This is a genomic window from Mucilaginibacter ginsenosidivorans (genome assembly GCF_007971025.1).
Lineage (GTDB): Bacteria > Bacteroidota > Bacteroidia > Sphingobacteriales > Sphingobacteriaceae > Mucilaginibacter > Mucilaginibacter ginsenosidivorans.
Genome location: NZ_CP042436.1, coordinates 5,307,106 through 5,331,328, shown reverse-complemented (window position 1 = coordinate 5,331,328; position 24,223 = coordinate 5,307,106). Strand labels below are relative to the sequence as shown.

At 46.2% G+C, this 24,223-nt stretch carries 24 protein-coding genes; 21 read left to right on the top strand and 3 right to left on the bottom strand.

What is annotated here, in order from left to right:
- The first annotated feature begins 24 nt into the window (after positions 1–24).
- The 17 genes from nrfD to FRZ54_RS24105 all read left to right on the top strand — a co-directional run bounded on the left by nrfD (position 25) and on the right by FRZ54_RS24105 (position 14,831).
- On the top strand, positions 25–1,497 hold the full coding sequence (gene nrfD, locus FRZ54_RS24185) for an NrfD/PsrC family molybdoenzyme membrane anchor subunit (protein WP_147034362.1): 1,473 nt from the start codon (positions 25–27) through the stop codon (positions 1,495–1,497).
- 2 nt (positions 1,498–1,499) lie between these two features.
- A complete protein-coding gene (locus FRZ54_RS24180) occupies positions 1,500–2,036 on the top strand; it encodes a DUF3341 domain-containing protein (RefSeq protein ID WP_147034361.1) in 537 nt (178 codons plus the stop codon).
- Entirely contained in the window at positions 2,020–2,604 is a 585-nt protein-coding gene (locus tag FRZ54_RS24175; protein WP_147034360.1) for a c-type cytochrome, read from the top strand. The genes FRZ54_RS24180 and FRZ54_RS24175 overlap by 17 nt, the downstream gene beginning before the upstream one ends.
- A 9-nt stretch (positions 2,605–2,613) precedes the next feature.
- Positions 2,614–3,882, top strand: a complete 1,269-nt coding sequence (locus tag FRZ54_RS24170; protein ID WP_147034359.1) for a quinol:cytochrome C oxidoreductase — start codon at positions 2,614–2,616, stop codon at positions 3,880–3,882.
- Positions 3,883–3,930: 48 nt separating this feature from the next.
- Positions 3,931–5,115 carry a cytochrome c oxidase subunit II gene (locus FRZ54_RS24165; RefSeq protein WP_147034358.1) on the top strand — a complete coding sequence of 395 codons (1,185 nt, stop codon included), beginning with the start codon at positions 3,931–3,933 and terminating at the stop codon, positions 5,113–5,115.
- A 15-nt stretch (positions 5,116–5,130) separates the two neighbouring features.
- The gene (locus FRZ54_RS24160) at positions 5,131–7,020 is read left to right on the top strand and encodes a cytochrome c oxidase subunit I (protein ID WP_147034357.1); all 1,890 of its coding nucleotides are present in this window, start codon (positions 5,131–5,133) and stop codon (positions 7,018–7,020) included.
- A 140-nt stretch (positions 7,021–7,160) separates the two neighbouring features.
- Positions 7,161–8,219: a COX15/CtaA family protein gene (locus tag FRZ54_RS24155; RefSeq protein WP_147034356.1), complete on the top strand. Its 1,059-nt coding sequence runs from the start codon at positions 7,161–7,163 to the stop codon at positions 8,217–8,219.
- Positions 8,216–9,085, top strand: a complete 870-nt coding sequence (gene cyoE, locus FRZ54_RS24150) for a heme o synthase (protein ID WP_147034355.1) — start codon at positions 8,216–8,218, stop codon at positions 9,083–9,085. The genes FRZ54_RS24155 and cyoE overlap by 4 nt, the downstream gene beginning before the upstream one ends.
- Position 9,086: 1 nt before the next feature.
- Positions 9,087–9,671 carry a cytochrome c oxidase subunit 3 gene (locus FRZ54_RS24145; protein WP_317131599.1) on the top strand — a complete coding sequence of 195 codons (585 nt, stop codon included), beginning with the start codon at positions 9,087–9,089 and terminating at the stop codon, positions 9,669–9,671.
- Positions 9,672–9,693: 22 nt separating this feature from the next.
- The gene (locus FRZ54_RS24140; RefSeq protein WP_147034354.1) at positions 9,694–10,416 is read left to right on the top strand and encodes a cytochrome c oxidase subunit 3; all 723 of its coding nucleotides are present in this window, start codon (positions 9,694–9,696) and stop codon (positions 10,414–10,416) included.
- An 11-nt stretch (positions 10,417–10,427) separates the two neighbouring features.
- Positions 10,428–10,772 carry a cytochrome C oxidase subunit IV family protein gene (locus FRZ54_RS24135; protein ID WP_147034353.1) on the top strand — a complete coding sequence of 115 codons (345 nt, stop codon included), beginning with the start codon at positions 10,428–10,430 and terminating at the stop codon, positions 10,770–10,772.
- Entirely contained in the window at positions 10,772–11,470 is a 699-nt protein-coding gene (locus FRZ54_RS24130) for an SCO family protein (RefSeq protein WP_147034352.1), read from the top strand. The genes FRZ54_RS24135 and FRZ54_RS24130 overlap by 1 nt, the downstream gene beginning before the upstream one ends.
- Before the next feature lies 1 nt (position 11,471).
- Positions 11,472–12,044, top strand: a complete 573-nt coding sequence (locus tag FRZ54_RS24125; RefSeq protein ID WP_147034351.1) for a DUF420 domain-containing protein — start codon at positions 11,472–11,474, stop codon at positions 12,042–12,044.
- 64 nt (positions 12,045–12,108) lie between these two features.
- Entirely contained in the window at positions 12,109–12,378 is a 270-nt protein-coding gene (locus tag FRZ54_RS24120) for a hypothetical protein (protein WP_147034350.1), read from the top strand.
- 124 nt (positions 12,379–12,502) lie between these two features.
- Positions 12,503–13,168, top strand: a complete 666-nt coding sequence (locus tag FRZ54_RS24115; protein WP_147034349.1) for a DUF2461 domain-containing protein — start codon at positions 12,503–12,505, stop codon at positions 13,166–13,168.
- Positions 13,169–13,189: 21 nt separating this feature from the next.
- On the top strand, positions 13,190–14,017 hold the full coding sequence (locus FRZ54_RS24110; RefSeq protein ID WP_147034348.1) for an OmpA/MotB family protein: 828 nt from the start codon (positions 13,190–13,192) through the stop codon (positions 14,015–14,017).
- A gap of 55 nt (positions 14,018–14,072) precedes the next feature.
- Positions 14,073–14,831, top strand: coding sequence for a metallophosphoesterase family protein (locus FRZ54_RS24105; protein ID WP_147034347.1), 759 nt, complete (start codon positions 14,073–14,075; stop codon positions 14,829–14,831).
- Between the two features lie 21 nt (positions 14,832–14,852).
- Here FRZ54_RS24105 and FRZ54_RS24100 read toward each other — a convergent pair whose 3' ends face one another.
- Both FRZ54_RS24100 and FRZ54_RS24095 read right to left on the bottom strand, forming a co-directional pair.
- Complete coding sequence (locus tag FRZ54_RS24100) at positions 14,853–15,158, bottom strand: DUF4286 family protein (protein ID WP_147034346.1); 306 nt, start codon at positions 15,156–15,158, stop codon at positions 14,853–14,855.
- 58 nt (positions 15,159–15,216) lie between these two features.
- Positions 15,217–17,028: a tetratricopeptide repeat protein gene (locus FRZ54_RS24095; protein ID WP_147034345.1), complete on the bottom strand. Its 1,812-nt coding sequence runs from the start codon at positions 17,026–17,028 to the stop codon at positions 15,217–15,219.
- A gap of 223 nt (positions 17,029–17,251) precedes the next feature.
- Between FRZ54_RS24095 and FRZ54_RS24090 the strand changes: the two genes are divergently transcribed.
- The 3 genes from FRZ54_RS24090 to FRZ54_RS24080 are packed head-to-tail and all read left to right on the top strand — an operon-like array spanning position 17,252 to position 21,447.
- Positions 17,252–19,075: an alpha/beta hydrolase family protein gene (locus FRZ54_RS24090; protein ID WP_187359710.1), complete on the top strand. Its 1,824-nt coding sequence runs from the start codon at positions 17,252–17,254 to the stop codon at positions 19,073–19,075.
- A gap of 11 nt (positions 19,076–19,086) precedes the next feature.
- Entirely contained in the window at positions 19,087–20,739 is a 1,653-nt protein-coding gene (locus tag FRZ54_RS24085; RefSeq protein WP_147034343.1) for a sensor histidine kinase, read from the top strand.
- A 15-nt stretch (positions 20,740–20,754) separates the two neighbouring features.
- Positions 20,755–21,447, top strand: a complete 693-nt coding sequence (locus tag FRZ54_RS24080; protein WP_147034342.1) for a response regulator transcription factor — start codon at positions 20,755–20,757, stop codon at positions 21,445–21,447.
- A 33-nt stretch (positions 21,448–21,480) separates the two neighbouring features.
- Here the strand turns inward: FRZ54_RS24080 and FRZ54_RS24075 are convergent, their stop codons facing one another.
- On the bottom strand, positions 21,481–22,101 hold the full coding sequence (locus tag FRZ54_RS24075) for a class I SAM-dependent methyltransferase (RefSeq protein WP_147034341.1): 621 nt from the start codon (positions 22,099–22,101) through the stop codon (positions 21,481–21,483).
- Between the two features lie 63 nt (positions 22,102–22,164).
- On the opposite strand from FRZ54_RS24075, the gene FRZ54_RS24070 reads away from it, so the two are divergent.
- A complete protein-coding gene (locus FRZ54_RS24070; RefSeq protein WP_147034340.1) occupies positions 22,165–24,009 on the top strand; it encodes a CocE/NonD family hydrolase in 1,845 nt (614 codons plus the stop codon).
- Positions 24,010–24,223 lie beyond the last annotated feature (214 nt).

Sequence of the window (24,223 nt, the reverse complement as noted above, 5' to 3'; positions counted from 1 at the left end):
TATAACAAGAGATATTTATACAATATGGCATCTCATCAAGAATCAATAATAAGGGAACCGTTAATTACCGGCGAGAATATTACCTACGCCAAAATAACGGATGATATCCTTAGACCGGTAGAAAATATGCCCAATAAAGCCTGGTGGATAGGCTTCACCATATCATCGCTTGGCGCGTTGCTGTGGGTGTTTGCCGTAAGCTGGACATTTTGGTTTGGTATAGGTTCGTGGGGCTTGAACAAAACAGTTGGCTGGGCCTGGGACATCACCGGTTTCGTGTGGTGGGTAGGTATCGGTCACGCCGGAACGCTTATTTCGGCTATCTTATTGCTCTTCCGTCAAAACTGGCGTAACTCTATTAACCGCTCTGCCGAGGCGATGACCATCTTCGCGGTAATTTGTGCGGCTACTTATGTCGTATCGCACATGGGCCGTCCGTGGCTGGCTTACTGGCCGCTGCCGCTGCCAAACCAGTTTGGTTCTCTGTGGGTTAACTTCAATTCGCCGCTGGTATGGGACGTGTTCGCTATCTCGACGTACTTCTCGGTATCACTATTATTCTGGTATACAGGTTTATTACCCGATCTGGCAACCATCCGCGACCGTGCAACCGGCATCCGCCGCAGGATATATTCTATATGCTCGTTCGGCTGGACAGGCTCTGTAAAAACCTGGCAGCGTTTCGAGACCGTATCGCTGATCCTGGCAGGTGTTTCGACCCCGCTGGTACTTTCAGTGCACACCATAGTATCCATGGACTTTGCCACATCGCTGGAGCCGGGATGGCACACTACCATATTCCCGCCTTATTTCGTTGCGGGTGCTATCTTCTCGGGTTTTGCCATGGTGCAAACACTGTTACTTGTAGCGCGTAAGGTATTAGGCCTGGAGAACTATATCACCATGTTCCACATCGAATCGATGAACAAGATCATCCTTTTGACAGGTTCTATTGTCGGTGTGGCTTATCTGACAGAATTCTTCATCGCTTACTATTCAGGCGGCGAGTACGAACAATATACTTTCCTTAACAGGTTTACCGGCCCGTACTGGTGGGCAGGCTGTATGATGTACGGCTGTAACGTACTGATGACCCAGATGATGTGGTTCAAAAAGGTGCGTACGAACATCCCTGTGTCGTGGGTATTGTCTATCGTGGTAAACATCGGTATGTGGTTCGAACGTTTTGTGATCATCGTGATCTCGCTTCACCGCGACTTTATACCATCAAGCTGGGCCATGTTCTATCCGACCTGGGTTGATATGAGCGTATTCGTTGGCTCTATCGGCTTGTTCTTTACTATGTTCCTGCTGTTCATCAGGGTTTTCCCTTCAATAGCAATGGCCGAAGTAAAACTGTTGCTGAAGAGCTCGAGCGAGCAGGCTAAAAAGAAATTAATGGCCGATGGACATGTCGATCCGTCACATGCCGAATTCTATAAAGAGTCGTTAACGAAATTTGACAGCGTTGAACTGTCGGACTATAAAGGGAAATAATAATGAGCAGCACTAAATTTATATTAGGCCTTTTTGACGATCCGGATGTGATGATGCACGGGATCGATAAATTGCAGAAGAACAGCGTCCCTATTTATGATGTGTATACCCCAATGCCTATCCACGGTATTGACGATAAACTGGGTATCAAATCATCGCGTTTGGGTTACGCGGCATTCATGTTCGGCTGCCTGGGCGGTACAACCATTTTCAGCATCATTTATTATACCCTGGTGCACGACTGGCCGATGAATATCGGTGGTAAACCGGCATTTGCAGTTCCAAACTTTATCCCTGCCACTTTCGAATGGACAGTATTGTTCACGGCGTTTGGTATGACGATCACCTTCTTCTTCGCCACACACCTTTTCCCCGGCCGGGCGCCAAGGGTTATGGAGTTGAGGGCAACAGACGACCGTTTTGTGATCGCTATTGATGCGAAAGGGAATATCCCGCACGAAGACATTACGAATATATTAAAGGAAGCCGGGGCGGTTGAAATAAAGCATAACGACAGAAAATATGTTAGCTATGAATAAAATAAAAGTATTGGGGATCGCATCGGTGGCTATAGCGGCCACGGTTGTAATTACCTCGTGCAAGGATAAAAGGAGCACGGGTTGGGAATACGCCCCCAATATGTATGAGCATATTGCGTATGACCCCGATCAGGCCAACCCTAACTTTAAAGACGGAAAGACGGCACAAACTCCGCCTGCAGGAACTATTCCTATCGGCTTTGTAACGTTCGACTATCCAAATACAAAAGACGGGTATGAAAAAGCAGGCACCGAAGTTACGAGCCCGCTGCCGCAAACTGAGGCTAATATGGCCGACGGAAAAGTGCTTTTCGAGCACTTCTGCTCGCCATGCCACGGTATGAACGGACAGGGCGATGGTTTGGTAGTGCAGCACGGATATCCGGCGCCTCCATCTTACTCGAGCGGGGTATCGTCGCGCGGCGGTAACATGAAAGATCTGACCGACGGCAAAATATATCATACCATAACTTATGGAGTAAATGCAATGGGTTCATACGCTTCGCAGCTTGCACCGGAGGAGCGCTGGAAAGTAATTATGTATGTGCACCATTTACAAAAACAATAATATTATTAAATGAAGACTCATAATAGTTTTGACGAGCAATATCAATTTACAGGCAAAGTAAAAACCTGGAGCTTGATCGCTATTGTTATTGGTGTTGTAACCATTTTGGCAGGGTTTTTAACCGGGCACCAGCAGCGTACTTTTTCTAACCTGCTGCTGATGGGTTATTACTTTACCTGCGTATGTACCGCAGGGGTAATGTTCTGCGCTATTCAGTACGCAGCGCAGGCAGGCTGGTCGGCATCTATTTTACGCATACCGCAGGCCTTTGGTCGTGTATTGCCGATAGCAGCAGTTATACTGATCATTATCGTAGTGGCCGGTTTATCCATGACCCACACGGTTAATGTTGACGGGAAGGAGCACGTAGAACCATACCTGTATGCGCGCTGGGCCTCAAAGGATCTTACCGTTAAGGGCAGCGGGATATATGACGCGGTTATCGCTGGTAAATCGGGATATTTAAATGTCGGGTTCTTTTTGGCCCGTATCATAGGCTTCCTGGCTATTTACAGCCTGTTCGGATGGCTGCTTCAGAAATATTCGATGAGCGAGGATGAACTGGGCGGCATGAAGTTTTATAACAAAAGCTTTGTTGCTTCGGCGGTGTTCCTGGTTTTGTTCGGTTTCACAGTTCCGGTATTTGCCTTCGACAGCATTATGTCGCTCGAGGCACGCTGGTTCTCTACCATGTTCGGCTGGTATAACCTGGCTGCCCTATGGGTAAGCGGCCTGTCGGCGATGACACTGGTTATCATTTACCTGAGAAAGGCCGGATACCTGCCATGGGTTACCGAAAACCATTTGCACAATATGGGTTTATTTATGTTCGCCTTCTCGGTTTTCTGGACCTACCTGTGGTTTGCGCAATTCCTGCTTACATGGTATGCAAATATTCCCGAAGAAGCAGCTTATTTCTACAGAAGATGGGAACCTGATTTTAAAGTTTGGTTCTGGCTGAATATCGTTATCAACTTTGGTGCGCCATTACTTGTATTAATGTCGCGCGATTCGAAACGCTATGTGGGTACTTTAAAAGTAATGTGCATCATATTGCTGTGCGGCCACTGGCTGGATTACTTCCAGATGATCGCTCCGGGCACCATAGCTCCGCACGAGCACTGGTACTGGGGAGTTATCAGTTGGGTTGAACCTGGCGTGTTTATAGGATTTGCAGGTTTGTTCACATACCTGTTGCTGAGCACGCTGAGCAGATTCAAATCGCTTATACCAAAGAACCACCCGTTCCTGGAAGAGAGCTTACATCATCACATTTAATAATTACTAAATTTGCAACCTGATACAGAATACCAAACAGATATTAAAATGGGATTCAGAAGACTAATAGATTCTAAAAAAATACTTTCGCTTTTTGCCGCGTTTACGTTGTTGGGCACCAATACCCTGATGGCGCAAACTGCAGCAGCGGGAACGGATGCGCCGGTTGATAAAGGCGCCATGTGGTTGGGGGTAGGATACTATGTCCTGCTTTTCCTGCTGGTATGCGTTATCGTTGCCGTTGTGGGGAAAATATTAAAAATATACGACCTGACCCTTAAGATGCAGGGTAAAAAAGGCATCCAGTGGAACAACATTATCGGGGTTTTCTGTATCGTTTTCCTGGTAGCTGGACTTTACGGCGCCTACTGGTCGTTTACTGAACAGGGTACACAAATTTTGCCCGAGTCGGCTTCGGCACATGGCGGCAAGATCGATATGATGTTTTGGGTTACCACGGCGATCACCATGGTGGTGTTTTTGATCACCCAGGTATTGCTTTTCGGCTTTGCATTTAAATACCGCGGTTCCGACAAGCGCAAAGGGTATTACTATCCGCACAATAACACTATCGAAAAGATATGGACCATTATCCCGGCCATCGTATTAACGATACTGGTTGTGTTCGGCTTTTTCACCTGGCGCGAGGTTACCAACACCAAAGAAGTTAAAGGCGATATCAATATCGAGATCACCGGTCACCAGTTTGCATGGGAGCTTCGTTACCCCGGTAAAGACGGTAAATTAGGCTCATCCGATTACCAGTTGTATTACACAGCTACCAATATGCTGGCGGTTAGTCCGAAAGACAGGAACAGCTACGATGATCTGAAGGCCGATACATTGGTGTTGCCGGTAAACAAATCCATAAGGCTTAATATTCATGCACAAGACGTTATCCATAGCGTTTACCTGCCTCACTTCCGTGTGCAGATGAACGCGGTTCCGGGTTTACCAACCTTTTTCAAATTTACGCCAACCATCACCACTGCCGATATGCGCAACAGGCTGGATGACCCTAACTTCAATTATTTGTTGTATTGCAACAAAATTTGCGGTGGTGGTCACTACAACATGCAGAAAGTGGTTATGGTAGTTACTGAGGCCGAATACCAGGAATGGCTCGCGCATCAGAAACCATACGTAAACGATCAGCTTAAAAAGGAATGGCAACTTGCCTACGGCAGCCAGGTAAAAGAGTTAACAGGGAAAAGGGTAGCATTAAATAATTAATCAAGTATAGCGATTATGTCAACATTAGCAGTTCACGATCACGGGGCATCGGTTCATGATCACGATCACGAACACCATCATCATGACACTTTTATAACTAAATACGTTTTCAGCCAGGATCATAAAATGATCGCCAAGCAATTCCTGATCACAGGTATTACTATGGCAGTCATCGCTATGCTGTTATCTATTCTTTTCAGGATACAGCTTGCCTATCCTGATAAAACTTTCCCGCTGCTGGAAACCCTGTTGGGCCGTTTCGCACCGGGCGGGCGTTTAGATCCCGAATTTTATCTTTCGCTGGTTACTATACACGGTACCATCATGGTGTTTTTTGTATTAACAGCGGGTTTGAGCGGTACCTTCAGTAACTTGCTTATACCATTGCAGGTTGGTTCGCGCGATATGGCGTCGCCGTTCGTAAACATGCTTTCATACTGGTTCTTCTTTTTAGCCAGCGTTATCATGCTTTCATCGTTCTTTATCCAAAAAGGCCCTGCAGGTCCGGGATGGACCATTTATCCGCCGCTATCGGCTTTGCCAAAAGCGATGAAGGGCTCCGAACTGGGTATGACCTTGTGGCTGATAAGCATGGTATGTTTCATCGCATCGTCGCTGATGGGCGGTATCAACTATGTAAGTACCGTGTTGAACATGCGTACCAAAGGCATGGACCTTTGGAAAATGCCTTTGACCGTTTGGGCTTTCTTCCTGACTGCTATCCTGGGTATCCTTTCCTTCCCTGTACTGGTTGCAGGTGTGGTATTGCTGATATTCGACCGCAGCTTCGGTACAAGCTTCTATTTGTCTGACATTGTATTGAACGGAAAATTATTGCCGTATTCGGGTGGTAGCCCTATCCTGTTCCAGCACTTGTTCTGGTTCCTGGGTCACCCCGAAGTATATATCGTAATTATGCCGGCGATGGGTATTTCGTCGGAAGTTATAGCAGTTAACTCGCGCAAACCTATCTTCGGTTACCATGCGATGGTTTACTCGCTGATCGGTATCACTACCCTGTCATTCATCGTATGGGGCCACCACATGTTTGTGACGGGGATGAACCCGTTCCTGGGCGGTGTGTTCATGATCACGACGCTCATCATTGCGGTACCTTCGGCTGTTAAGACATTCAACTGGATAGCGACGATGTGGCGGGGTAATATACGCTTTACCCCGGCCATGCTTTTTGCTATCGGTTTGGTATCGTTCTTCATCTCCGGTGGTTTAACAGGGATCTTCCTCGGTAACTCCGCGTTGGACATCAACCTGCACGATACTTATTTCGTTGTGGCCCACTTCCACCTTGTGATGGGTTCGGCGGCCATCTTCGGTATGCTTGCCGGTGTTTACCACTGGTTCCCGAAATTATTTGCCGGCCGTTTGATGGACGAGAAACTGGGTTACCTGCACTTTTGGATAACGTTCATTTGTGCTTACCTGGTATTCTTCCCGATGCACTTTATGGGACTGGATGGTGTACCGCGCCGTTATTACGCCATGACTGCGTTCCCTGCTTTTAACCACTGGTTATCAGTAAATACATTTATTACCTGGGCAGCTATCGTGGCAGCACTGGCGCAGGTAGCGTTCCTGTACAACTTCTTCCATTCTATTTTCTTTGGAAAGAGGCCAACACAGAACCCATGGAATGCGACTACGCTGGAATGGACTGCTCCCATCGAGCATATCCATGGCAACTGGCCGGGCGAAATACCTACCGTTTACCGCTGGCCATACGATTACAGCAAGCCGGGACATGATGCAGATTTTATACCGCAAACTACTCCATACTCCGAAACGATGACATCAAACCTGCCGCATGATTTTGAGGATAATCCTGCAGGGCTTGAGCAATACAATACGTGGGTAAAGGCTAACAAGCCGGGCGAAGAGGTAAAATAAGATATTGCTATTCTGATCTTTTAGGGTATCTGCTTTAAGTATGCAGTCTTAAGTCCCGAGTCTGAAGTTAAAGTTGACTTAAGGCTCAAGACTCAGAACTCAGGACTTAAAACAGGTACCCTAATTTTTTAGGCGTTTAAATGAACAAAACAGCACCGGAAAACAGGTTTCAAAAAACCAATCGTATTACCATTATACTTCTGTTTATGGTAATACTGGCGGGTGCCGTTGTGCGTGGTACAGGGTCGGGGATGGGTTGTCCCGACTGGCCCAAATGTTTTGGATGTATCGTGCCGCCTACCGATATTTCCCAATTACCCAAAGATTACAAACAAAAATATGTGGCTCAAAGGGTAAAAAAGAATGAGCATTTTGCAAAAACGCTTGATGTGCTTGGCTTTGGCGACCTGGCTACAAGATTGAGGCAGGATAAATCCATATTGGTACCCGAAGATTTTAACGCCGCCAAAACCTGGACGGAATACGCAAACAGGCTGGTAGGCGTAATAACCGGTCTCGGATTGTTTGCAACAGCCATATTCTCGTTCAGCTATTGGGGTAAAAGTAAACTTATCGTTATCCTGAGTGTGTTCAACCTGGTGTTGGTTGGTTTCCAGGGATGGCTCGGGTCCATTGTCGTGTCGACAAACCTGGTGCCCTGGGTGGTTACTGTTCACATGCTGCTGGCGCTGGCTATACTTGCCATTGCCATTTATACCTACCATGCCGCCAGGGTACATGGTAAAACGAGGATCAAAACAATACCTTTGATACATTTGGTTACCTGGGCCTGCCTGGCCATAAGCGTGATACAAATTACCATGGGCAGCGAAGTGCGCGAAAGAGTGGACGCTGTTTCGGCCCGTTTAAGCGCTTATCGCAATGGCTGGTTAAATAGTGTGGGGCAGATATTCGTTCAGCACAGGGATCTTGCTATTCTGGTCTTATTTGCCAACCTGATGTTGTATGCGCTCATCCGCAGGCACTTCAGCAGGCATTCGGTACAACAGCAACTGATGAGTTTCACCTTTCTCATCATTATGTTGCAGATAGTAACGGGTATTATCCTTTCTTATCTGTCATTGCCGCCGTTTGCCCAGGCGGCGCATATACTTTTAGCAAGCCTGATGTTTGGCGCGCAATTTTATTTAATGCTGAACCTGTACAGGTCGGCAAGAATGTCGGGGGCAAGTGTATGAAGTGGAAGGATTTTTCAAAACTGATCAAATTCAGGCTGACATTTTTGGTCGTATTTTCGGCATCGGTCACCTTCCTTATCGGCAGTAAGGCCAATGCAGCTACCGGTCATGTTATCAACTGGAAACACTGGGCCATGCTGGTAGTAGGCGGGTTCCTGGTTACAGGTGCGGCTAATTGCTTTAACGAGATCATTGAAAAGGACCTGGACAAATTAATGAAGCGTACCAAAGACCGTCCTATCCCTGCCGGGCATATGACCACCGGGCAGGCGCTGATATTGGGGCTGGGAATGGCTTTGGCAGGTACTTATCTTTTAGGCTACCTTAATTTGCCCACGGGCATATTGTCGGTGTTCTCTATTTTATTTTATGCCTTTGCTTATACGCCGTTAAAACGTATTTCGCCTATAGCGGTGTTTGTAGGGGCCATACCGGGCGCTTTGCCGCCGCTAATCGGTTATGTTGCAGGTTATGGTACTATCGACGAGATAGCCCTTATAGTTTTCGGGATACAGTTTGTATGGCAGTTCCCGCATTTTTGGGCCATTGCCTGGGTGTTGGACGATGATTATAAACTGGCGGGCTTTCGCCTGCTGCCCACAGGCAAACGCGACGTGGGGAGTGCCGTTTTTACCTTTATATCTACCCTGGTATTGGTGCCGGTAAGTTTGTTGCCAACTTTCTATCATTATGGAGGTTATTGGGTTGGGGGCGTGTCATTAGTATGCGGTTTAGTATTTTTGTACCTGGCAACCCTGCTTTTAATAAAGCGGGATATTCTATCGGCACGAAGGGTGATGTTCGCATCGTTTTTTTACCTGCCGGTGGTACAGTTAATGTTTTTGTTTGATTTTTTAGGAAAATAGGATGATGGCTCAGCTAACAAAGGAAAACGACAGGCAGAACCTGGGTGCAAAAAAGTTTGTACTGTGGCTGTTCGTGTTTGCTTCGTTCATGATATTCGCCGCGCTTACCAGCGGCTTCATTGTTTATGCCGGTGGGAACGGGCATGCTTTAAACGTACAAATGCCGCATGTATTTATATACAGCACCATTGTAATTGCCACAAGCAGCATTACGCTGATACTGGCATCGCGCGCGGCAAAGCATTCACAGCCGGCCAGGCAACGCCTTTTTATCTGGATGACCATGGCCCTGGGCATCACTTTCTTTATCCTCCAGGTATATGGCTGGTACATACTAACCTATAAAATGGGGATATATTTTGTGAACCCTAACGCAACGCGATCGTTCATTTATGTATTAACCGGCACGCACCTGGTGCACATCATAGCGGGCCTGGGCTTCCTGGTAGCTGCAATTTTAGGCTCGAGCGGCAACAAGCCACAATCGATAAATTTATTCCGTATGGATCTGGCCTCAATATTTTGGCATTTTATCGATATTATATGGATTTATTTATATGTTTTTTTACTTTTGAACCAGAATTAATAATACCAACACACAAGTACAAATGAGTACAACAGTATCACAAATCGACGAAGTTAAAACAACACCCTGGGCGGGGGGCAGATCGCCTTTTTCTGTCGAGTACGGAAAAATGATGATGTGGTTTTTTCTTCTTTCGGACGCGTTTACCTTCTCGTCTTTGTTAATTTCTTACGGCGCTTTGCGCTTTAGTTCGGCTGCATGGCCCGCACCAGACCTGGTGTTCCAGTCGGTACCCGGTATGATCGAACACGGTGCGCCGCTTGTGTTTGTTGGTTTAATGACCTTCATCCTCATCATGAGCTCGGTTACTATGGTATTGGCTGTTGAAGCCGGTCACCGCGGGGCAAAGAAGGAAGTGGTTTGGTGGATGATAGGCACCATCATCGGCGGGTTAATGTTCCTGGGTTGCCAGGCGCTGGAATGGACACACTTGCATAACGAAGGCTTCTGGTGGGGGCATATTCCCAATCTGGAGGAGCTAAAAACGCTTTTCCACGATAAAGCCTCGGATGTGACCATGACAACCTATGGCCACCAGTTTGCTAACTTATTCTTTACGATAACTGGTTTCCACGGTTTCCACGTATTCAGCGGGGTGGTTATCAATATCATTATTACTATTAACGTACTTAAAGGTACTTACGAAAAACGCGGCAGCTATTTGATGGTTGAAAAGATCGGCCTTTACTGGCACTTTGTAGACCTTGTTTGGGTATTCGTGTTTACCTTCTTTTACCTCGTTTAAAAATTCAGATCATGTCATCAGAACCTATTCATACCGAACATGCCGAAGAGCATGGCGACACCATGACCAAGAAAAGAATCTGGAATGTCTTTTTTGTGTTGTTGGGAATTACCGCAGTGGAGTTTTTTATTGCGCTTTACCTGGTACCTCACGATGTCATCACCTACCATACCGCTAATCCTATTTATATCGTTTTAACGCTGGCTAAGGCATTTTATATCGTAGGCTATTTCATGCACCTTAAATTTGAAAAGCTGGGCCTGATATTCGCTATCATAGTACCTGTCCTGTTTATAATCGGATTGATCCTTGTGCTTACTAACGAGAGCCACCACTGGGTCGATTTGAGGATGTAATGAACAAAACAAGCTTAATAAAAAAGATATTGATCCTGGTAGTTATATTGATACTGCCGGGATTTTTATATTATTTACTTACCGTAAAAGGCGAGAACCGCTACCACCCCCTGCCGATATTTGGTCCCAAACCCCTGGCTGGTACGTTTCATAAAGTAAAGGGAAAGGAAATACCGGACACCATTTTTCATACCCTCGGCGATTTTAGATTGTACGATCAGCATGGGAGAACGGTAACCCCCAAAACATTCGATAATAAAATATTTGTGGCCGGGTTTTTCTATACCCATTGCCCCACGCTTTGCAATACCATCAACGGCTACATCGACAGCCTGAACCGCAATTATGTAAAAAGCGAGCTGGCTTACTTTGTATCGCTAAGCGTCGATCCGCAGCGCGACTCAGTAAAGGTGCTTGACGGCTACAGCAGGCAGTTCGAACATCCCGGCCCTAAGTGGTCGTTCCTTACAGGCGATACGGCAACCATCTATCCGCTTATCCGCAAAGGCTTCCTGATGAACGTGGTAGACGAGGGTAAAGGCGATTTCATTTACCCGGATAAGCTGGTGCTTGTAGATTCGCATAAACGGATCAGGGGATATTATGATATATCGATAAAAGATGTAACCCGCCTGAACGATGAAATAAAAGTGCTGATGCTGGAAGAGTATCGCAGTAAAGAAAAACCTTTGTACTGATATGACCGATAAATTTATATTCCGTTTTGTAGCCGCGGTGTCCGTATTCGTGTTTTTGGTGGTATTTTTATTAAGCCTCAAAATATTGCCAAGGCCGGCCGTGGTGCCATCCTTTGCCGTATTTTTACCCAGGTTGAACGCCATACTAAATGGCACCTGCACGGTATTGCTGCTGTTTTCGTTATATTTTATAAAGCAGAAAAAGATAGCCATACATAAGCGCATCAATATTGTGGCATTCATCCTATCGTCGCTTTTCCTGGTATCGTATATATTATTCCATTACCTGACACCGGAAACCCGTTACGGCGACGTGAACGGCGATGGCATGGTATCACCGGCTGAACTGGCCGCCGCCGGCGGTATGCGGACATTATACTTCTGTATATTAGTGCCGCATATAATACTGGCGGCTGTGGTACTCCCCCTTATCCTGTTAAGCTTTTACCGGGGACTGCAAATGCAGGTGGAAAAACATAAAAAGATAGTAAGGTGGGCGTTCCCGATATGGCTGTATGTAACAGTAACGGGGGTGATAGTTTACCTGATGATATCGCCTTACTATCATTTCTGAAAACCCGAATTGTCAAATTCTGAATTGAGGCTTCGATATTCGAAACTAATAGCCTATTTTTGCAATGATGAAAAGATTACTGGTTGTTGTTGTTGTTAGCCTGATGATCTTCGGCGCGGCTGAAGTGAACGCACAGTGCGCCATGTGTACCACCGCTGTCGAATCGAACAATAAAAGCGGTGCGCTTACCACTAAAGGTCTCAATAACGGCATCATTTACCTGCTTGCTGCGCCCTACGTTGCCGCTGCGGCCATTGGCTTTATCTGGTACAAAAAATACCGCCGTAAAAACGTCGACCTTAATATTCCGCACGAAAAGCTCAATCTTAACTGAGCAAAAAAGCTATTGTAATTTCTCTATAAAATAGTTGCGCCGAACGGGATTTTGTTTTGCTTTCGCGAATAAGTTTCGGATATTCACCCCTGCATTTGCTGCATCTGTAACTACCTTTTTTGATATGAGGATATACCCGGAAACATTTACTTTCCTGAAAGATATTGCTGACAATAATAACCGCGAGTGGTTTATGGCCCATAAGGATGAGCATGATAGGGCCAAAGAAAATGTGATTGAATTTGCAGGCGAACTGATCAAAGAACTAAGCAAGGTAGATCCGAACCTGGATGCATCACTCGATCCCAAAAAGGCCGTTCTCCGCATTTACCGCGACATACGCTTTAGTCCCGATAAAACGCCTTACAAAAACAATTTCGGGATAGGTAAACTTACTTCGGGCAAAAATGTAATGCACATAGGTTATTATATGCATGTACAGCCCGGTGCTTCGTTTATAGCAGGCGGCAGCTGGATGCCCGAGAACGACCAGCTGAAAAAGATAAGGCAGGAGATAGATTACAATGCCGATGCGCTTAAAGCGGTAGTAGATGAACCGGAATTTAAGCAACTATTCGGCGAGTTCAGAAAACAAGAGCAGTTAAAAACTGTTCCTCAAGGGTACAGCGCAGATAACGAGAATATCGGTTTGCTTAAGCTGAAATCCTTCGTGGCCGAACACAGTTTTACCGATAAAGAAATGATGACGGAAGGAATTGTGCAGAAGATAGCAACTATTTGCAGTAAATTGTACCCGTTAAACGTCTTCCTGAAAAATGCAGTCTCTTAACCCCACCATAACCCTTAAACCATGAAAATTAAATATTACTTACTTGCCGGGATATTCTGTTGTACCCTGCATTCCTGCGTTGTCCTGTCGCCAAAAAAGTACAAAAACTTATTGGCCGAGCGCGATTCGCTGAGCACACGTACTACCAGTCTCGAGGCGCAAGTATCGGCCCTGCAGGCCGACACGACGCACCTGCACCGCCAGCTGGCCGACCTGCAGAACAGCTACAATACACTCAACACAAATTACAATAAGCTGAACGATAATTACAGCAATACATCTTCGAAGGTGAGCGAACTTTCCAGCGATCTGCAAAAACGGGAAGCGCGCCTGAAAGAAGTGGAAGATGCACTGAAAAAACGTGATGCCGCTTCTGCTGCGTTGCGTGATAAACTGCAGAAGGCACTCCTTGGATTCCAGAACAGCGGACTGACGGTTGACATTCGCGATGGCAAGGTTTATGTTTCGCTTGCGGATAAGTTGTTGTTCCCTTCGGGAAGTATCGTTATCGACCAGCATGGCAAGGATGCCCTGGTGCAGCTGGCTGCCGTATTGAACAAGGAACCGGATATCAATATTGCAGTTGAGGGCCATACCGATATCAAAAAGGTGAATAACCTTGGCCAGATAAAAGACAACTGGGACCTGAGCGTATTGCGCGCCACCTCGGTAACCCGCTTCCTGACGGAGAGCCAGGGCGTTGACCCGCACAGGCTTACCGCTACGGGCAAAAGCCAGTATCAACCGGTTGATCCAGGCACAACGCCTGATGCCTTGGCCAAAAACAGGCGCATTGAAATTGTATTGACGCCGAAGCTGGACGAGATATACAACCTGATAAAGCAATAACATAAAGGCCCCTGAACAAGGGGCTTCCTTTTTTGTTAATGTTTGAAAAAACGGAATGAGATCATACGCCATCATTTCTGATATACATGGTAATTCGCTGGCGCTAAAAGCGGTGTTGGATGATATAGGTGCAAGAAAGATAGACCGTATTATTAACCTCGGCGATCATTTTTTTGGTGCGCTGGAACCGGAGACGGTTGCGGATATGCTAAGGGCAAGTAAAATGCTCTGCATCAGCGGGAACACCGACCGTGAGATACTGGAAAGCATTGATGGTGATTTTGATAAAGAGGGCATGAGCCGGGTAAAGGCTGAGCTTTCCGATAAAAGCATTGCCTGGCTGCGGACCTTACCCAAAACGGAATCCTGCGACGGACTGTTTTTCGTTTGCCACGGCACCCCCGGCAGCGACGATGAATACCTGCTGGAAAAAGTAACCGCGAATGGCATATTTGTTTATAACGACGAAGAACTGATCGGCAAACTGGCCCATATCAAAGAGCGAATTATCCTTTGCGGGCACTCGCATGTGAATAGGGTGGTGTATCTGTCCAACGATAAGATCATACTGAATCCCGGCAGTGTTGGTTTGCCGGCCTATCTTGGCAACGGGGAACACCGTTTCGCCATGGAATCCATGACGCCGCATGCCAAGTACGCCATAGTGCATACCGACGGCGATAATATCAGTATTGAACACGTGCTTTGTGCATACGACTGGAACGCTGCCTCTGAAGCGGCGCTAAAAAACGGCAACGAAAAGTGGTCGAAATATTTGCTATATGGCAGAATGCCGAAAGAACTGCGCTTTTAATCTGCAATTTCGTCCTGCGGACTAAATTTCCACCTCTTCCATCAAAGTATGGAATAAAGCAAATCTTTCCTCGAACTGGGTGTTATGCACAGCATGAATAGCGTCCATGTGCTTATAATGGAAATCGCTGTAACGCTCCACCGTATCGGTATGGAACTGCAGGCAGTAGGTTACGCCTTCGTTAGGCGAATCCATAATGAAAAGCAGCTTGTAGCTGTCGAATGCACCGGTACCAAGCACAGCCGGGATGTGATTGGTTTTTATCCATTGCAGCCATTCCTGCTCAAGGGCATCATCAATAATAAAAGTTTCGTTGTAGACTAACATCTGCCAAAAGTACAATACCTGATTCAATAATTCATTAAATCAGTAATTCGATAATTATTTATGAATCCCCGACGGGCTTATCACCCCGCAGTATCCGGAAACGCTTACGCGCCTCGTTTATCCAAAGGCTGCCGGCGTAATCTGTAATGATCTTCTGGTAATAAATTTTGGCCTGTTCCTTATTATTCAGCTTATTCTCGTACAGGTCGCCAAGCATAAAAACGGCGTCGTCGGCCCAAAGGTTGAAGGGGTGATCCTCCACAATTTTCTTTAGCGGCGCTATGGCATCGGTAAAATTCTTCTGCTGTATCAGGATACGCGCCTTGGCCATCAAGATATCATCATTCAGCGCGTTGTCCGGGTATTTTATGCCTATGCTGTCGAGCGTCATGATAGCTTTCTCAGGTTGCTCCGCAAAAATATGCAGGTCGGCACGGGCGTACATTTTTAGCGCATTCCCGCTGGTATCTGCCTGCAGGTTGTCTGATATCAGCAGCGACAGGTTGAGTGCATCGTTGGCTATCAGTTGCGATGTTGCCGCTTTAAGCACATCCAGTTGTCCCTTGGCCCAGGCAAAATCCCCCGTATAGTAAGCCAGCTTGGCATCCCTGAATTTGGCCTCCTGCGAGATGTTGGTATTCGGGTAACCGGTTTCTACCTGCTGGTAAAGCAAAGTAGCCTCCCAGGGCTCATTGTTAAGCAGGTAAATATCGCCCAGATCGAGCTTGCACGAAGCCAGCATATTGGCCTTGATGTCCGGTATACCGATGGCTTCTTCCAGTAGTTTTTGAGCGTCGGAAAGTTTATGCAGTTTGAAAGCCTGCAGCTTCGCCAGCCGCTGCATAGCAAAAACAGTGCTGCTTGTTTTGCCGAATTCGGTCAAAAGATCGGTATAGTCCTTTTCAAGCCCTACCAGGTCGGCCTGTGTATATTTGCCTGAAGTTACCAGCAGGTTTTTGGTATTGATGAGCTCGATCTTGGCGGGTATGTACAATGGCTGGTCCTTTCCCTTGCCGATAACATACTCGTACCCGCGAATGGCCGTATCATAAGCCTGGTCCGAAACCAGCGTCTGGCACAGATCGAAAATACTGTTGCCGTCGTCGTTTTGTCTGCGGCTCATCGCCAGCGCCTGGTTCAGCGCCTGGTCGTAATCCTTTTGCTGGAGATATTGCCAGGTGAGCAGATCGACATAGATGGTTTGCTGCGGGTCCTTCTGAATGCGCCTCAGCACGGCCGACCTTAACAGGTCGTAATCGGCGCTGCCTTCAAACATTGCGGAAAGCGTGTTTTCGGCCTGTGTTATAAAAGCCGGGTTCTCGGGTAAAAAATTTAAGTACTCCTCTATCAGCCCGGCTTTATCCCGTTTAAAGCGGTATAAGCCAATCAACTCAAAAGTATAAAGCTTATCGTTGTTCAGCAGCTTGCGCCCCTGCAAGAATATTTTAATTGCATAGTCGGTATTTTCGGCCTGGTAAAATTGAGTTGCGAGGTTAGCTATTTCGCCGGCGTCGGCAGGCAGATTTTTTATCAGGTCGTCGTAAACTGCATTCGCTTTGTCAATGTCGCCCTTTTGCGTGTAAACACGCCCGAGCGCGATGGAATATTTAAAATCAGCCGGGTGCTTACGAAGCATTTTTTTCGCCGTGCTTTCGGCCTCATCAAATTTCTTCAGGCCCAGCAGGCCGTTGATGTAATAGGTAAAATAAGCCTCGTTATCCTGTTTGTATAATTTCTGGTAAATGTCAAGCGCCTTTTGCAGTTCGCCATTGGTGGTAAACTGCCTGGCCAGCTGCAATTCATCAACCTGGGCAAAAAGGGCCGAACTTGTGAAAAGGGTAAAGATAATTATCGCAACCAATCGCTTCATCTTCTCAAAAATAATCAATTGAAACTATTTCGGGCCCATCAGGCATTTATATATAACGACGGGAGGCGGTAAAATTGTAGTGACAGTTTGTATTGGTTGGGTAATTTGTCTAAGTTTAACCTACATGAACAGGTCACAGTTAACTGCTGATATGTTAAATAGACTAAGAATATTATTTTTTTTAACAATTATATGCTGCCTTTTTTCGTGCAAAAAGCACGAGGTGAGGCAAATACCTATCAGTGATTTTTTTAAAACGCCTGAGGAAAGTTTTTTCCGGGTTTCGCCCGACGGGAAGTACATTTCCTACCTGAAACCTTTTAAGGGAAAACAAAACATAGTGATACGCTCACTGGCCGACGGGCATGAGCATATGGCCACATCATTAAGCGATTATTCGGTAAGAGAATATTCATGGACCTACAACGACCAGATCGTTTTTATACAGGACGTTATTGCATTGGATGAATACCGCATGTTTGCGCTTGATGTTGCTACCTCGCAAACGCGCGACCTGCTGTCGCTTGAAAAGGGCAGGATAAGGATTTTGAACAACCGCAATAAAAAGGAGCCGGATATCGTCACCATAATGATGAACAAACGCGACCCGGCTAATTTTGATGTGTACAGGCTCAACATCAAAACGGGTGATCTGAAACCCTACCTTGTCAATCCCGGCAACATTACCGAATGGTTCCCTGATGACGACGGTAAAATACGCCTGGTAAAGTCGACCGATGGCGTGGACGAGACCATACTTTTCAGGCCCGATGACAATTCGCCGTTTAAACCCATCATCAAAAATAACTTTAAGAACAGGGTGGCCCCGATAGCATTTATAGGGGACGGCACCGATTTTTATGCTTTATCAAACGTAAACCAGGATAAAACGGCGCTGGTAGAGATAGATGCCAAGACGGGCAAGGAAAAAAAAGTGATACTTACCTGCGACAAGGCTGATATTGACAGGGTCGACTATTCGCGGAACAAGCACCGTCTTGAACTGGCCATATGCCAGGAGGAGCGACCGACCGAGCATTTTTTGAACGAGGATGTAAAACATATTTATGATACTTTGGCAAGGCGCCTGCATAATACCGAGATGATAGTTGTGGGCCGGGATAGCGCCGAAGATAAATTCATTGTGTACACGTACACCGACCGTAACCCGGGCACTTACTATCTTTATGAGACCGGAGGGATGAAACTGACCAAGCTTGGGGATATCAATTCGAGTATTAAACCTGATGAATTGTGCGAGATGAAACCTGTTTCGTTCAGGGCAAGGGATGGGTTGGTGATCAACGGGTATTTAACGCTGCCCCTTGGCGATAAGTCAACTAACTTGCCGGTAGTCGTAATGCCGCATGACGGGCCGTGGCGCAGCCGTAACACCTGGGGCTATAACGATGAGGTGCAGTTTTTAGCCAACAGGGGCTATGCGGTTTTCCAGGTGAATTACCGGGGCTCCACAGGTTATGGCAAGGCTTTTTACAGCGCAGGACTAAAACAGGCCGGCGGCAAAATTCAGGACGATATAACCGATGGGGTAAAATGGCTCATCAGCCAAAAAATAGCCAACCCTAAAAAGATAGCTATTTTCGGGGGCGGCTTTGGAGGTTTTTCAGCGCTCTATGGCATATCCTATCACCCTGAATTATACAATTGTGCGGTGGTTCAATACGGGCTTATCAACTTCTTTACTTATATTAAAGATGTACCGCCCTATTTCAAACCCCGGCTGCAAATGATGTACGAGATGATAGGGAACCCTGAAACGGACGCCGAGCAGTTGAGGGCCATATCGCCGGTATTTCACACCGATAAGATCAAAGCGCCTTTGCTCATATTCCAGGGGGCCAGGGACGAGAGCGCCAATATCAGCGAGCTGAACCAGTTCGTTCGCGAACTAAAAAAACAAAATGTACCTGTAACCTATTATCTAAAGCAAAACGAGCGTAAATTTTTCAGGAACGAGCATAACAGGATGGAAATGTATACCGAAATAGAAAAATTCCTGAACAATAATATGCGGGTGAAACCTTAATACCCGTGGCGATGCAGGCAGACAAAGGTATTTACCGGAAGAACTTCTCATTGATCATTGCGTTCCTGATACTGATATCGGCAACTTTTATTGTTGCCCTTTTTATCAGTTATAACCTTACATCGCGCTATGTCGAGAATGAGTTTGCGGCTAAAAAGATAGACGTGCAGGAGCAAACTATTAAGCCCTACAACGACTTTTTCCAGCTTACTATACCCGAGATCACTTTTTACCAGGGTTTTCTTGACTCCGCCTCGGCGGCAAGTTATTCGGCCTCGGTTTTTAAAAAGTATCCCTTTGTAAAGCGCATCGTTTTTTTTGATGTCACGATAGCCAGCCAGGCGAATAAACAGGAAAACGGAGGAGGATTAGATATCGGTCTGAAATCGCTTTATGAGTATTACTCTTCGAAAGACGACAAGATGTTAAGCACCCGCAAGGGACGGCCCGAGGATTACAGCGATTTTGAGACGATGGCAAACCGGCTGGATAATTTTATCGCCGTGGCCGATACCTCGCGCGAGCCTACCCAGGATGAAAAGTTCAAGACGTTTTACGAGATACAGCCGGAAAAAATAAGCTACCTGAATATTCCGAGGCGCGAAGAAGTAAAACGATACCGCGAATTGCAGCTTGCCAACCACCAGGGTACCGTTTACAAACAAAACATGCTAACATTCGACCTGGACGAGCGGATGCTTTCTGTCAACAATAGTCACCCTGAGTTGTATAAGGATGTTACGATAAAGCCGGTTGTTTACGACCCGATAGAAAACGACAGTACAAATATCGTGACAGAATCATTACTGCCTGGCGCATTCTCGGACTATAAGCTTTTCTTCAGGTCGCCGAGAGAATATCTGGATGCCGAGGTGAACCGCAGGTTTATGCCTACCGGTGCAATGGTATTGCTGATCTATATTTTCCTGGTGATCATCGGCTGGCTCATTTACCGTAACCTGGATGTGAATATGAAGCTGTTTAAGCTGCAGTATGATTTTATCAATAATTTTACACATGAATTTAAAACGCCGGTAAGCGTTATCAAGATAGCCGGCTCGAACCTGAAGAGTGACAGCGAGCTAAGCGAAAGGCAGCGCAAACATTACGGCAAAATACTGGACGAGGAAGCCGATAAGCTGAACGACCTGATGAATAAATTGCTGTCGCTTACACAGCTCGAGAACAATGCTATCAATGTAAAAAGAGAAGAAATTAATGTAGAGGAATTTGTGAAGGGGTATATCGATACATTCAAAATAAAATACCCTGACTTTAAAATAGAATATAAAGTACATGTACCGGGCAATTTTTATTCCGATCCGGTGTTATTAGGCAGTGTGTTCCAGAACCTGATGGAAAATGCCTATAAGTATTCGAACCCGAAACGCCGGGAGCTTACTATTAATATCCGCACCGACAAAAAGAATATCATTTTCTCGTTTGCCGACAGGGGCATAGGCATTGCAAAAGATGAGATTACTCATATATTTAAAAAATTTTACAGGATACAAAACCAATATAACCAGAACGGGAGCGTGGGCCTGGGCCTGGCATTTTGCAAGGAACTGGTTAACTTTATGGAAGGCGAAATAACAGTAAATTCTAAAATACACGAGGGCTCGGAGTTCATAGTTACATTACCTTATGAAACGGCCGCATAACTAACAACAAAAACAATGGATAAAGAAATAAAAATAGCGCTTGTAGAAGACGATGAAAACCTGCGCTTCCTGGTGTCCGAACGTTTACAGGCCGAAGGGTATAAAGTATTTGAAGCTGATAACGGCGACGATGCAGAGGGAATGATACTTGACCGGCAGCCGCATATCGTATTGCTCGACTGGATGCTGCCCGGTAAGCAGGGCAGCGATGTGTGTACCGCTATACGCGAAAAAGGCTACGATAAACTGGTTATCATGATGACGGCCAAAGCGCAGGACGTGGACAAAATTGAGGCCTACAACTTTGGCGTGTCGGATTATATCACCAAGCCTTTCAACATGGATGTGCTGGTAGCGATGATCGATAATAAGATCAAGTTCTCGCTAAACAGCGATAAATCTGAAGCGTACAAGTTTGCCAATATGGAGCATCACCCCAATATGCACCTGCTGATACGCGATAGCAGGAAAGTTGAGCTAACTATACTGGAGAACCGCATTTTGCTTTATTTTCTTAATAACCGGAACAAGGTGATCAACCGCGAAGAGCTGATGATGGAAGTTTGGGGTTACAATGCCGATGTGAATACCCGTACGCTGGATATGCACATTGTGAGGCTAAGGAAAAAGATAGAGAACAACCCGGATTCGCCGCAATACCTGCAAACCGTAAGGGGGATAGGGTATAAGTTTGTTTACGAAGGATAGCCTATACGAAAAGGTTCAAAGACTTCGCAGGTCTTATAATTTCTGATAGACTGTTGATAAAATAAAGTCCCCAAAAAAAGACTTTTGTTTTATCGCCGCGTAACCGTGTTTGGCAAAGCATTGTTCTATGCCCGGCAGTTTTGTAGCTTCTATACCGCAAATCAGCCTGAAAAAGACGATCATCGATCTCAGCAATATTTTCTGCCACCACTTACCGGTTAGCCGGAAATCGGCGTTCAGCCAAAGCCCACCCGGCTTCAGGCTTTGGCGGATATGGCCAAATATTTTTTGAAGGCTCTCTTCCGTAAAATTATCAAACAGGAACGGGGTGAGCACCACATCGTGATCATTTGCAAGCGGCACATTTTCCACCGCGTCGTTTATAAAATCGACGCGGTTACCGCCAATATTTCGCTTTCTTGAAAGCACCATCATATTAGCAGCAACTTCAACATAAGTAATTGATAACCCGCCGGGATGAATCTTTACAATCTCCTGTAGTATCCATCCTGTTCCGCCCCCTGCTATCAATATTTTGCTGCCGGGGGGAATGCTGTCCAGCAGGTACACCTGCGCTTTGACCAATGCATTTCCATAGATAAGCCTCGAAAGTTTATCATAAAACCAGGCTGAATTATTGTAATTGGCGGCCATATCCGAATAAAAGGTAAATTAAACTATTGTTCCTATATTTAATGCAGCCAACCTCAATTTACTATGAAAGCGTTTGTAACCCACAGCCTTTTTGCTACCCTGTTGTTACTTTGTACTTTTGCCGTGTACGCCCGCCAGGCCAAACCCGATACGGATAAATACGACCGAAAGGAAGTGATGATACCGATGCGCGACGGAGTAAAGTTGCACGCGGTCATTTTCGCCCCCAAAAATCAAACGGATAAACTGCCGTTCCTGTTGGAACGTACGCCTTACGGCGTAAGCGGCGCCCGCAGTCCCGAAAAAAACGGCTATGTTAAAGATATGGCGGATGATGGGTACATTTTTGTTTATGAGGACATCCGCGGACGATATCTTTCTGAAGGAAAATACGAAATGTCGCGCATGAGCAGGGATAAAAAAGATCCCAAAGCCATAGATGAAAGCACCGACACGTATGATACAATAGACTGGCTGCTGAAAAATGTGCCCAATAACAACGGGAAGGCGGGCGAATTGGGCATATCCTATGACGGCTGGACGAGTATTATCGCCGCCAGCGATCCGCACCCTGCTATGGTAGCCGTATCGGAACAAGCCACACCTTCGGATATGTTCATGAACGACGACCTCCATCATAACGGGGCGTTTCGCCTGAGCTATGCTTTCGAATATGCATTTATGGAGGAAATATCCAAGACCGATTCGTTATTTCAATTTCATAACTATGATACCTACGATTGGTATTTAAAGCTGGGCCCCTTGTCCAACATTAATAAGAAATATGTTCACGGTAAGCTGCCAAGCTGGAACGCATTTGTAGAGCACCCGAATTACGACGACTATTGGAAACGGCAGGCGCTGCGGTCCAGGCTGGATTCGCCGAGGATAGCCATTCAGCATGTCGGCGGCTGGTGGGACCAGGAGGATATGGTTGGGCCCCAGGACGCCTACAAATTTCTCGAAAAGAGCGACAGGCATAACCGTAATTTTATTGTGATAGGTCCGTGGCGCCATGGCGGCTGGGCCGGCGGCGAAGGGAGTCGCCTGGGTAACGTTACTTTTGACGGGCAGAAAACTGGTCCTTATTTCCGCAAAGAGATACAGGCCAAATGGTTCGCCTGGTACCTGAAAGGCAAAGGCGACGGCAATTTCGCTGAGGCGATCACTTTTCAGACCGGCTCCAATCAATGGAAAAATTATACCAAATGGCCGCCGAAAGAATCGGCTATGAAGAACATTTATCTTCGCGCCAACGGCAAGCTTTCGTTCGATGAGCCGGGTGCAACGGAAGGCAAGTTTGACAGCTATGTATCCGACTCTGCAAAGCCAGTACCGTACCGCGCCCGCCCGATACAGGAAACCTACGGACCCGGTTCGGAATGGTATTTCTGGCTGACAGAAGATCAGCGCTTTGTGCACAACCGCCCTGATGTTTTAAGCTGGGAGACCGATACCTTAACCAGCGATCTGACGGTTACAGGTAACCTGCTTGCTAAACTTTACGCGGCAACATCGGGAACCGATGCGGATTATGTAGTAAAGCTGATAGATGTTTACCCGCAGGAGTACAAAAAGGAATTGAAAATGTCGGGCTATCAATTGATGGTGGCAGCCGACGTTTTTAGAGCCCGGTTCCGTAAGAGTTTTTCAAAACCCGAACCGATGATACCCGGCAAAGCAGAACTGATCAGCATCGATCTGCACGGTATCGACCACGTGTTCAAAAAGGGCCACAAAATAATGGTACAGGTACAAAGTACCTGGTTCCCCATCATCGACCGTAACCCGCAGAAATACGTACCGAATATTTTTGAGGCCAAGGAAAGCGATTACATCAAAGCAACAGAAATGATCTATCGTACAACCGGTGCAGCGTCGTGTATCAGTTTGCCGGTGGTGGAGTGAGACGTTATGCAAACGAATTTAATGCTGCTTGTAAAAATCAATCCCCTGCTCCGCAGGAGCAACAGGTCGGTAGCAAATGGTTTCATAAAAAATTAATTTGCCCCTACGGGCAAATTAATTTTGTTGTTTTTGTTACCGACCTTTCGCCCTTATAGGGCGTTGCTGTTTTTAATTTAGTTGCCAAATATGAAGCGATTTAAAATTATATTATTCT